Below are 9,869 nucleotides of genomic sequence, written 5' to 3'. Positions count from 1 at the left end.
ACCCGGACCTCGCCGACTGGTTCGCTGGTGCCAAAACAGGTATAGCCGGCAATGAGGTAGCGGCCCTGGAGCGTCGAGGTCGAGCGCGAGGGCCCGGGTCTGAATGCCTGGTCGAGGCCGGCCACGGTCCACGCTGCATCGTCGGCAGCGGCGTGGCGACGAGTCGGTCTCGGGATGATCATGAGGCGGTCGCGGGTCTTTGTCGCCGTCATGCTTGCGTTGGCCGCGCAGACAAGCACGAGCGTGTCGTCCGCGAAATCGCAGTCATGCGCGGTCTCTGTGAATCGGTGATACTTCTTGCCCAGGGGCTTGTAGTCGAACGCCCGCGGCTCCGGCAACTCATTCGGCCGCAGCAGCACCGCGAGCGCGTCGAGCGTGTCGAGCGCATCGGGCACTTCAACCGCGCGCGTGCCGCAGACCGCGACGACGTCGGGCCGGGCCGCCAAGGCGAGCGCCGTGTCGCCCACGGCGCCGATGCCGATGTTCGTCAGGCTCTTGCCCCACGCGGACATCTCGCCAGCCCACCACACCATATCGTCCACGTTGTTCTTGCGCTCCATGAGGACATTCAGGCGGCCGGTGTTGCGATCGATCTTCAGGTCGATCGCGCGGCAGTACGCCGACCCCAGCAGGGGGACGAAATCTATCGCCTTCTCCTGAATCCCCTGTTTGCTGCGCAGGCGCAAGTAGCAGCGCGGCGCGCCCATTTCTTGGAAGGTGCCGAGCTCGACGGGCCGCCCGTCCGAGAGCACGGCGATCGCCGCCACATGGCCTTCGGGTCCGTCGGGCTTCCAATTGGTCTGGCTGCCAGGCTTCGGCAGGGCGATCACGTAGTCGGCGTTCACGGACTCGCCCACAAGGACATTGCGCCAGGGCGTCAGAATGGCCGTGTGTTTTTTATTGTCGAAGCCTGTAAATGCGGGAATGGTCCCGAAAAACTGGCCCGGGCGGATCGGCGTCAGCTCGATCGACTGGCCGTCGTCGAGCAGCATCGTCACGCCCTCGGTGAGCAGGGCGCTGACCTCGACGCTCAGCAGGCCGTTGTCGTCGATGTAGTCGGGGATCACGACGCCGTCGACGATCTGCGGCGGCAGCACGGGCTCGTCGTGGTGCCGCCGGGCTCATCGCCGGTCTCCTCCGCGGGGGCCGTGGAGCTGGCGTCAGGGTTGTCGCCCGTCACCGTCTGCACGCCGTCGCTCGTCGTGGGGGTCCAGTCGCCGCTGGTGGCGGCGAGGGCGGTGGTGTCGCACGCGTCGGCTTCCTCGCAGGTCACGAGCTCCGGCGGCAGCGGCGGGCAGCCGGTGAGCAACGCGAGGGGCAGGATGGACGACAGCAGGCGGATACGGGGGTTCATGGGCGGCTCCCAGGAGGTTAGAAACGGGCGTGGAACACAAGACCGCCGGGGGCCGGGACGAGTGCGGTGCGCGAGGCGGCGCGGGCCATCCTGCGCCCGCCGATGCTGGAGAGGATCACGGCCGCGAGGACGGTCGCGCTGCCCGCGGCGCGAGCGCGAGTCGGGTCTGCGTCGCCCGGTAGTCACCACGCAGGGCGTCGTCTCGGGTGTTCTGGTCGGTCGTCGCGTAGCCGTCGACGCGGTTGCCGAGGGCGACGATTTCGCGGCGCGTGTCGACCATGCGGCGGCCCATGAAGCCGGCTGCCGTGGTGAGGGCGACCCCGACGCCGAGCGTGACCCCGCCAGCGAGCACGAGTCCTCGCCCCGGGCGAGGCGCACTCGCCGGGCGCTCTGTGTTCACGCGGCGCGCTGGCACGGGCATCAGGTCCGCGTCCGGCTCGGGATGGACCGTCGTCGTCGGCCTGCCGTCCAGGTCCGCGAGTCTGGACGCCGCGACCGCGATGTCGTCGTCCGTTTGCGGCTCGGTCGCCATCCCGGCCGGGATCGTGGAGGGCTCATCCGTCGCCGTGTCGGATCGCAGCTCGGCCGGCGAATCTGCGGCGGCAACAAGCGGCCTGTCCTTGTGGCCAGGCCTCGGCGCCTTGCACTGGACTTGCTTGGTGGTGAGCCTGGCCAACGTCTCCCGCTCGGAGTCGACGATACGCCGCCGCAGCGGCGTTTCGGGGAGCGCGAGCGCCTGTTCGAGAAGCCGGTGGGCCTGGCACAGATGGCGGGACGCGACGCGACCTTTGCGCGGCTTGTCGGACAGGGCCAGATAAGCGCGGTGCGCGAAGTACAGGTATTGCACCCTTTGCGCGTCGGACGTGGCGCGCCGGGCTGCAGCCGCGAAGGCGGGCGCGGAGCACTGCAGGTCGTCCGCGGCGCAGGTCGAGGGATCGGCCGGCGATGACGTGGCGATCGCCAGGGCGGCGAGGAGGTGCAGCGCGGGCGATGCGATCATGGCCGGTACTCCTTCGCGGTGAAGCGAGGTTCGCCTGCCGCGGTCGCGAGTTCGACGAGGATCTCGCGGTGAGCCATGCGCGCGCAGCCGTTCAGCGCCGAGGTTGCAGCAGCGAGTTGGTCGGCGGCGCTCGCCACGGGCGTCGGCGCGATGACCTGGGGGCGACGCGTCGAGGGCGGGCGTCGAGTTCGGCCCGGTGCAGGCGAGCCTGACCGGGCCAGCGTCGGTGTCATCGGGGGCTCGGTGAGGGGCGCTCGGCGACATGCATCCACCACCCGGACACGGCGAGCACGGTCATCGCAACGGCGGCGAGTGCAAGGACCGCGGGTCGTGGTCGACGAGGTGGGCCGGCGAGGGGGCTTGCCCGGTCACGGCGTCCACGGCTGCCAGCGGCAAGGACGGCGGATCGACCAGGACCTGCGGGTTGGGATCGGAGGTCGCCTCGGGGAGCGGGTGCTCCGTCCAGCCGGCCCGGACCTGCGGCCCTGCGGGCACCAGGCGAAGTGCGGGGCGCCCGGCGGGCAGCGCCACCACGACGGCGCGGGCGAGGGCCTCCTCCTCGCTCTCCAGCGCTTCCCGCAGCGTCTGGGCGAGCTGGTCCGCGCTCGGGCGGTGGTGTGGGTTGACCTGCAACGCGCTCGCGACCGCCGCCGCGAGGTCCTCCGGGGCACGCGCTTGCGTGGACCTGCGGCGAGGTCGGCGGGTCCGCGCCCTTGACCGGCACCTTGCCGGTCAGCAGGCGAAACAGCAGGTGGCCCATCGAGTAGATGTCGCTCTTGTCGGTCCAGCCCCGGCCCTCACGTACCTCCGGGGCCGACCAAGCCAGCGTACCAATGCCGCCGTGCGGGGATGACCACGCGCGCCTCGGGGCGTCAGATACCGCCGCTCGCCGGCGGGCACGTCATAAAAACTTTCGTCGAGCTCTGCGGCACCGAAGTCGAGCAAGGTCACCGCGCCGCAGCTATCGATGAGCACGTTGTTCGCGTTGATGTCGCGGTGCAGGACGCCCCGCGCGTGCACCACGGCGAGCATCGGCGAGCTTCACCCCGACCGCGGCCACCTCGGCGGGCCGCAGGCGAGGCGGTGAGCACAGCCGCGCCGCAGGGCGGCCCGGCGCGTGCGCCATGGCGATGTACGGCGGGCTGGCCTCCGGTGCGTGGTCGTAGAAGCGCGGCAGCGCCGGATGGTCGAAGGTCTGGAGCAGCATCGCCTCGCGCGTGAAGCGGAGGATGTCGTCAGGGTCTTTGGACCGAAGGACTTCAGAACGACGTCGTGGCCGGCGCCGCGGTGCACCGCGAGGTGCGCGTCCGCCTAGCGCCGGTGCCCGCCAGCCCGATCAGCTCATAGCGGCCATCGATCCGCGTCGAGGGCGTGCCGCGCTCCGGGTGCGCCGCGAGCACTGCCTCGAGCGCGCGCCCCAGCTCGGCCGCGGTTCGTGTGCGGTCCTCGGGCTCGAGCGCCAGCGCGGCGATCAGGACGCGCTCCAGGTCGTCCGGCGCGTCACAACCAGGCTGCGCCTCGCGCAGCGACTGGAGGGGCTCCTCGGGCAGGGCCCCAGTCAGCAGTTGGTACAGCGTAGCGCCGAGTCCGAACACGTCGAAGCTGGGATTCGGCTCGACGAGGCCGGCCTCCAGCGGCAGGTAGCCCGGGGTGCCCAGCGCCTTGCCCATGCCGGTCGGCCGGGGTCGCACCGCCCCGGTCGGGAGCCGATAAACTTCGGAGACCCGGACGATCCCGAAGTCGATCAACTTCACGTGCAGGCGATCGTCGGCGTCGGCGAACATGATGTTCGCCGGCTTCACGTCCCGGTGAACCAGGCCCTGGCGGTGGGCGGCGTCCAGGGCGTCGGCGATTTGGATGCCGATCTGCAGCACCTGCCGCCACGGCAGCGGACCGGACCCGGCCAGATGCTCGCCGGAGGTCCGGGCCCTCGATCAGCTCGAGGACGGTGTAGGGTTCATCCCCGTCGCTGTCGTGGGCCAGGACCCGCACAATCGCGGGATGATCCATGCCGGCGAGCACCATGGACTCGCGGGCGAAGCGGCACCGGAGGGTCCGTGTCCTGCGAGCGCAGCAGCTTGACCGCGACGAGCCGGTGGATCTGCCGGTCGCGCGCCCGCACGACCACAGCCCGCCGCCGATGCCGACGCGGTCCAGTAGGTCATAACGACCCCCGAGGCACTTCTTTGGCCCGTCGCCCCGGTCGCTGTCGCTCATGCGCACCTCCGCGGTCCATAAGGGAAGAGGTCGCACGAGAAATCAACCCTGAAATGGACCAGTGCTCCCAGGAGCAGTCCCGGTGCTTTTCCTGAACGGGTCCCTTTCAGCGAGGGACCTGAGCCGCGCAGGTGAGCGCGGACCCTCGCCGAACGGGCGAGCGGAGTCGTCGGTGTGACGCCGACGATATGGCGGCGCTGGCGAGCGGGTCAGCCGGGGCTCGGCAGACAGCATCCGGTCGCGCAGTACAGGCCGTCTGGACAGATGCCGTTGTCGCAGGCCACGTCACCTCTTCACAGCCCGCCTGGTCGCAGCCGTCGGGCAGTTCGCTGTCTCCCACGCATAGCTCGCACTTGTCGGGCTCGCACGGCGTCGGCGTCGGCGTCCGAGGCCGGGACTCGGGGGGCGCCAGGCGATCGCTGCAGAGCGCCTCGCCAGCGGCCTCACCGTCGACGAAGGACTCGTTGATCATCGCGGCGCAGTCGCTGAGCGCGCCTGCGGGGAGCTGCGCGGCGCAACTGCCGAGCGCGAGGTTCGCCTCGGCGAGCACGGCCGCGACGCTCATGCCGACGCAGGGACTCGCCGGGTCGACGATCACGAGCTCACGGAGCGGCATCGGGGCGTCGAACTGCTTGAAGTCGTCGAGGGCGGGCAGCCCCACGGCGCCGTTTCGCCCGCCTGACCCCTCGCACGGCCCAGTGGGCCGCCCTCGAAGGTCGCCCGCGAGGCGGCCCGCCGCACCGACGCGGCCGCGCGGGCCAAGGACGCCAACCCCGACCGCCTGCGCTCACGGACCGCCTGGCCCACCACAAGCGCTCCGGCGAGCCGCCCGAGGTCAGCCTCCCCGAGCGCGCCCGGAGGCAGTCAGGTGCTCGCCGGTGGCCCAGTGAGCAAGGTCGAGAGCCACTGCACCTCCATCTCATTCGTGCTCGCGGCAGGTCCCGGCTTCACCGGGGCGCGGGCTGTCAACGCCGGGCAGGATCCGCGGGCGACCGCTGGAGCGCGAGGCCGATCTTCTCCGCGAACGCGTCCTGCGAGATCGGCTTCTCGAGCACCTCGCGGACGCCTGGGACGGGTCGACCGGGGCGGTATAGCCGCTCATCACGAGAATGGGGAGATCGGGGCGGAGCGCGTGTAATCGTCGGGCCAGCTCGACGCCATTCATTTTGGGCATGTTGAAGTCGGTGATCACCAGGTCGAAGTCTTCCTGCGCGAGCAGGGCCGGAACCTCCTCGGGGCTCGACGTGCCCCGGGCCGAGTATCCGAGGAGCGTCAGTCGCCTGACCATGACGCGAACGAGGGCCGGTTCGTCATCGACGGCCAGGATCCGCTCACCGGACCCCGGCCGGGTCCGGGCTGGCTTTGCGACGGGCACAACGGTCTGCGCCGCGATGGTCGGCAGGACGATCTCGAAGGTCGCGCCCTGCCCCGGCCTGCTCAATACGTGGATCGCACCACCGTGATGATGGACGATACCATAGACCGCGGATAGTCCCAGGCCGGTGCCTCTGCCCGCGGGCTTGGTGGTGAAGAACGGCTCGAAGATATGTGCGAGGGTCTCCTCGTCCATGCCCTCACCGGTATCCGACACGCGGATCCTCGCATAGGGACCCGCTCGCAGGTCCGGGACCTTTCGCGCCGTGTCGGCGTCGATCTCCACAGGGCACAGGTGCACCGACAGGGTCCCTCCGCGCGCCTCCATGGCGTGCCAGGCGTTGGTTGCCAGGTTGGTGAGCAGTTGCTGGATCTGCGTGGCATCGGCCATGCACGTCCCGCCCGGGTCGCGCAGATCGGAGCTGATCTCGATGGCGGCAGGCAGCGCCGCGCGCAGCATCCGCAGCGACTGAGCCATGACGATCTCGAGCCGAATCGGCGTCAGCCGCCGTTCGCTGCGTCGGCTAAAGGTGAGGATCTGGCGGACCAGCTCGGCGCCACGCGCGGCCGCGTCCGTGATCTCCTGCGTGGTCTCGCTGGCCTGTACGTCGCCCATGAGCCGCTCCTGCAGGAGCTCGGCGTTGCCGAGGATCGCGGCGAGGATGTTGTTGAAGTCGTGGGCGATGCCGCCCGAGAGAGGGTGCCCAGCGCCTCCATCTTCTGCGCCTGCAGCAGCTGCGCCTCGAGCTGGCGCTTCTCCGCCTCGGCCTGTATGCGGCCCGAGATGTCCTGGATCTGAACGATGAGATACAGCGGGGTGCCGTCGGTGTCGCGCACGACTGCGCTGGTGACCGAGCCCCAGACGGGGCGCCCCGAGGCGTGCTTGTGCGGGTACTCGAGGTGCAGGGTGGCGACGTCACCGCGCAGCAGGAGCAGGACACCACGTCGGGTCACCTCGAGATCCGCGGGCAGCATGAAGTCCGCGATGCTCCGCGTATACAGCGCATCCATGGGATGCCCGATGAACTCGGAGAACGCGGCATTTACCCGGGAGATGCGCAGGTCCGGCGAAACCAGCAGCATCCCGCTTCCGGAGGAATCGAAGGCGATGCGGAACACCTCGACATCACGGGCTTGCGCGTGAGCCGTCTCCGTCTGGCGCTGCAGCTCGATGTTGGCCGTCGCCAGCTCCTCGCTGCGTTGCTGCAGCGCCTTGTTGAGGGCGCGGATCTCCTCGTCGACCCGGCGCTGCAGCGAGAGGATGCTGCTCGCGGTCTGCAGCGCGGACTCCCGCACGCGGTCTGCAGAGTCCTGGCTGCTCACGGCAGCCCCAGCGCCTCTGCGGCCATCTCGGTGCCGATGACGCGCGCCCGGATCTTGGCGAAGGCGGTCGAGCGGCTGGTCGAGCGGTCGTCGCTAAACGGCGCAAACCCACAATCGTCGGTGGTGCCGAGCTGGTCCAGGGGATGAAACGGGCCGCCTCCAGCACCCGGTCGCGGACCTCCTCGGGTGTCTCGACGCGGGGACCGAGGGGTCGATGACGCCGACGAAGACGCGCTGGCCGGGGCGCACGCACTCGCGGACGAGTCTGAGCACTCGCTCGCGATCTGGCTCATGGGCCAGCTCGATAAAGAAGGAACCGGCCGCGAGCTGAAACAAGCTCGGCAGCAATTCGGCATAAACGACGTCGGCACTGTGGGTCGTGTCTCGGTCCCCGCCCGGACATGTTGGCGCCGGTCAGGATCCGCAGCGCAGCGCCGACGAGGCCTGGCGGTGACAGATCACCATATGAGGATTGGGTGGCCAGCTTCGCGGTGGCGGGGGCAAGGTGAGCGGCCAAACTCACTGCAGCCATCGGCGGGCTGGCCGTCGGATTGCTGGTTGTGTTGTTCCTCGATCCGGTGTTATACACTTGGATCGATCGTCGAAAGGCAACCGTGCCCGCAGCGGAAGGAGCGATGCTTCAGGCGGTGCTGCCAACGCCTTCCCATCCTTGCGTTCTCCCTATTCAACCGTTCCCAAAATGATCCCGTTTCGCGAAGCATTTGATTTGCTGCTGAAGCACACCAGCGTGCTGGCCACCGAGCGCGTCCGGAATAGAAGATGCGGCCGGTCGGGTGCTGCGGCAGGAGATCAGCGCCGACCGGGATTCTCCGCCCTTTGACCGGGTGATGATGGATGGATTCGCGCTGCGGGCCTCCGATTTCGCGCAGGGGCGCCGTTTCCCTGATCAGCGGCAGCGCACCGGCCGGGCGGGCAACGGCCTGTCTGCCGGAGAGAACCCGCTCGTGTTTGGAAATAATGACTGGCGCTCCCATGCCCGTTGGAGCGGATTGCATCGTTCCGGTGGAGGATGTGGTGCGCAGCGGCGAGGAGATCATGGTGGACGATTCCTTTGAGCCTCAGGCCGGACGGTTTATCCACTGGGCTGGGTCGGACGCCCGCGCCGGGGACCGGCTGTTGGCGGGGGGAGTTCGCCTCGGTTGCCGTGAAATAGGAATCGCCGCCTCCTGCGGTGCCGCATGGATCGAGTTTCGCGGCTGCCTAGAATCGCCGTGCTCGCCACCGGCGATGAATCGATTCAAGTCGATGAAACACCGGCCCCCCACCAGATCCGCCAATCGAATGCCCACGCGATCGCTTGTGCCCTCCGGCGTTCGGAATTCCACCCGCGAAAACGGGAACGATCAGCGATGCCCCGGAGCAGCGCCAACTGGTGCGGACCTTTCTGGCGGATCACGATTGGCTTTTGCTGACCGGCGCGGTCTCCAGGGGCGCACGACTTCGTGCCGGATTTATTGGATTCTCTCGGTTGTGAAAAGCTCTTTCATGGCATCGCCCAGCGCCCTGGAAAGCCGGCGGGTTGCTGGTTGGGTCCGTCTGGACAAATCGTCGTGGCGCTGCCGGGTAACCCTGTGTCCGCCCTAACCGGCCTGCATGCCTTGGTGCTTCCCGTGCTCGCCGTGTCCATGGGCATGCCACTGCCGCCGCCCCGGCTTGTGACGCTCGCCGAGCCAGTCCGCAGCCTTCCCGGCATGACCCACCACCTTCCGGTCGCGTTGGGGTTGGTGACTGCGCACGGCCCGCACCCACCGGCAACAGCGGGGACTTCATTGGCTTGCTCAAAAGCAGTGGCTTTGTCACCGTCCCTCCCGGTCCCGTGGGACCATCGTCACTGCCATTCACCCCTTGGACCTAACCACCCATGACAGAACCCGAAAACCAGGATTTCACCCATGTCCGCGACGGTCTTCCGACGATGGTGGACGTTTCCGGCAAGCAGGCTAACAAGCGATGCGCGGTAGCCGCTGTCCGGTGGAACTCGGAGCCGAAATCCTCGCGCGATTCTCAAACCATGATCTCCAGGGCCCCAAAGGTCCGGTATTCCAAACCGCCATCATCGCAGGCACCATGGCGGTGAAGAAAACCAGCGTTCATCCCGTTTTGCCACCCGTTGCCCGTCGAACACTGCGGCTTTGAAATCCCCCGGACGATACCGGCGTGCTGATTCGCTGCGAGGTCGCCACCACCGCCAAAACCGGCGTGGAAATGGAGGCCATGACCGGCGCATCCGTCGCGGCTCTAACCGTGTATGACATGTGCAAGGCGCTGAACAAGGCGATCCGCATCCAGAATCTTCACCTAGTGTCCAAAAACCGGAGGCAAGTCCGGCGACTACCATTTCGCGCCATGACCGCCCCCTCCCAACCGCTGTATGGGCTCGTCCTCGCCGGCGGGCGCAGCACCCGCATGGGCACGGACAAGGCGGCGCTGATCCACCCGGATGGTCGCTCGCTGGCCCGGCGCACTTACGATCTGTTAGCCGGGGCCGGATGCGTGGATGTCGTGCTCTCATTGCGCCACGATCAGGAGATTCCGTCGGCTTCTCCGATCTCCCGGATCTGGCGATCATCCGCGATCCCA

9 protein-coding genes and 5 pseudogenes are annotated in these 9,869 nt (G+C 68.6%); 4 read left to right on the top strand and 10 right to left on the bottom strand.

Annotated features, from left to right (window positions below; translation table 11 throughout):
• The 10 genes and pseudogenes from IPJ59_RS33465 to IPJ59_RS38450 form a co-directional block, all read right to left on the bottom strand.
• Positions 1 to 1,097, bottom strand: a 1,097-nt coding sequence (locus IPJ59_RS33465; protein WP_293275362.1) for a hypothetical protein, incomplete at its 3' end; no start/stop codon positions are given.
• On the bottom strand, positions 1,064 to 1,354 hold the full coding sequence (locus tag IPJ59_RS33460; protein ID WP_293275360.1) for a hypothetical protein: 291 nt from the start codon (positions 1,352 to 1,354) through the stop codon (positions 1,064 to 1,066). The genes IPJ59_RS33460 and IPJ59_RS33465, both read right to left, overlap by 34 nt.
• A 115-nt stretch (positions 1,355 to 1,469) precedes the next feature.
• Entirely contained in the window at positions 1,470 to 2,354 is an 885-nt protein-coding gene (locus IPJ59_RS33455) for a hypothetical protein (protein WP_293275358.1), read from the bottom strand.
• A 294-nt stretch (positions 2,355 to 2,648) separates the two neighbouring features.
• Complete coding sequence (locus tag IPJ59_RS33450) at positions 2,649 to 2,987, bottom strand: hypothetical protein (RefSeq protein ID WP_293275356.1); 339 nt, start codon at positions 2,985 to 2,987, stop codon at positions 2,649 to 2,651.
• A gap of 99 nt (positions 2,988 to 3,086) precedes the next feature.
• Positions 3,087 to 3,386 carry a protein kinase domain-containing protein gene (locus IPJ59_RS38455; RefSeq protein WP_366524750.1) on the bottom strand — a complete coding sequence of 100 codons (300 nt, stop codon included), beginning with the start codon at positions 3,384 to 3,386 and terminating at the stop codon, positions 3,087 to 3,089.
• Between the two features lie 227 nt (positions 3,387 to 3,613).
• Positions 3,614 to 4,243: a serine/threonine-protein kinase gene (locus IPJ59_RS33445; protein ID WP_293275365.1), complete on the bottom strand. Its 630-nt coding sequence runs from the start codon at positions 4,241 to 4,243 to the stop codon at positions 3,614 to 3,616.
• A gap of 434 nt (positions 4,244 to 4,677) precedes the next feature.
• A complete protein-coding gene (locus IPJ59_RS33440; RefSeq protein ID WP_293275354.1) occupies positions 4,678 to 5,232 on the bottom strand; it encodes a hypothetical protein in 555 nt (184 codons plus the stop codon).
• A 258-nt stretch (positions 5,233 to 5,490) separates the two neighbouring features.
• Positions 5,491 to 6,576, bottom strand: coding sequence for a hybrid sensor histidine kinase/response regulator (locus IPJ59_RS33435; RefSeq protein ID WP_293275364.1), 1,086 nt, complete (start codon positions 6,574 to 6,576; stop codon positions 5,491 to 5,493).
• A 137-nt stretch (positions 6,577 to 6,713) separates the two neighbouring features.
• Positions 6,714 to 7,064 (bottom strand): annotated as a pseudogene (locus IPJ59_RS33430) (PAS domain S-box protein); the annotation flags it as partial.
• Positions 7,065 to 7,264: 200 nt separating this feature from the next.
• A pseudogene (locus IPJ59_RS38450) lies at positions 7,265 to 7,673 on the bottom strand (5-methyltetrahydropteroyltriglutamate--homocysteine methyltransferase); the annotation flags it as partial.
• Positions 7,674 to 8,062: 389 nt separating this feature from the next.
• Between IPJ59_RS38450 and IPJ59_RS38445 the strand changes: the two are divergent.
• From IPJ59_RS38445 to IPJ59_RS38430, 4 genes and pseudogenes are all read left to right on the top strand, one after another.
• Positions 8,063 to 8,110 (top strand): annotated as a pseudogene (locus tag IPJ59_RS38445) (hypothetical protein); the annotation flags it as partial.
• Between the two features lie 13 nt (positions 8,111 to 8,123).
• A pseudogene (locus IPJ59_RS38440) lies at positions 8,124 to 8,402 on the top strand (molybdopterin molybdotransferase MoeA); the annotation flags it as partial.
• Positions 8,403 to 8,722: 320 nt separating this feature from the next.
• A pseudogene (locus IPJ59_RS38435) lies at positions 8,723 to 9,154 on the top strand (molybdopterin-binding protein); the annotation flags it as partial.
• 292 nt (positions 9,155 to 9,446) lie between these two features.
• Positions 9,447 to 9,869, top strand: a 423-nt coding sequence (locus tag IPJ59_RS38430) for a cyclic pyranopterin monophosphate synthase MoaC (RefSeq protein WP_366524749.1), incomplete at its 3' end; no start/stop codon positions are given.

It is taken from the genome of Nannocystis sp., assembly GCF_016714285.1.
Lineage (GTDB): Bacteria > Myxococcota_A > Polyangia > Nannocystales > Nannocystaceae > Nannocystis.
The sequence above is the reverse complement of the archived record's forward strand: the minus strand, read 5'-3'. Positions and strand labels throughout refer to the sequence as shown.

What these genes read in the sequence shown, in the direction of transcription:
- IPJ59_RS38455 (WP_366524750.1), bottom strand. Translation starts at nt 3,386, where the DNA reads ATGCTCGCCGTGGTGCACGCGCGGGGCGTCCTGCACCGCGACATCAAC.
- IPJ59_RS33455 (WP_293275358.1), bottom strand. Translation starts at nt 2,354, where the DNA reads ATGATCGCATCGCCCGCGCTGCACCTCCTCGCCGCCCTGGCGATCGCC.
- IPJ59_RS33460 (WP_293275360.1), bottom strand. Translation starts at nt 1,354, where the DNA reads ATGAACCCCCGTATCCGCCTGCTGTCGTCCATCCTGCCCCTCGCGTTG.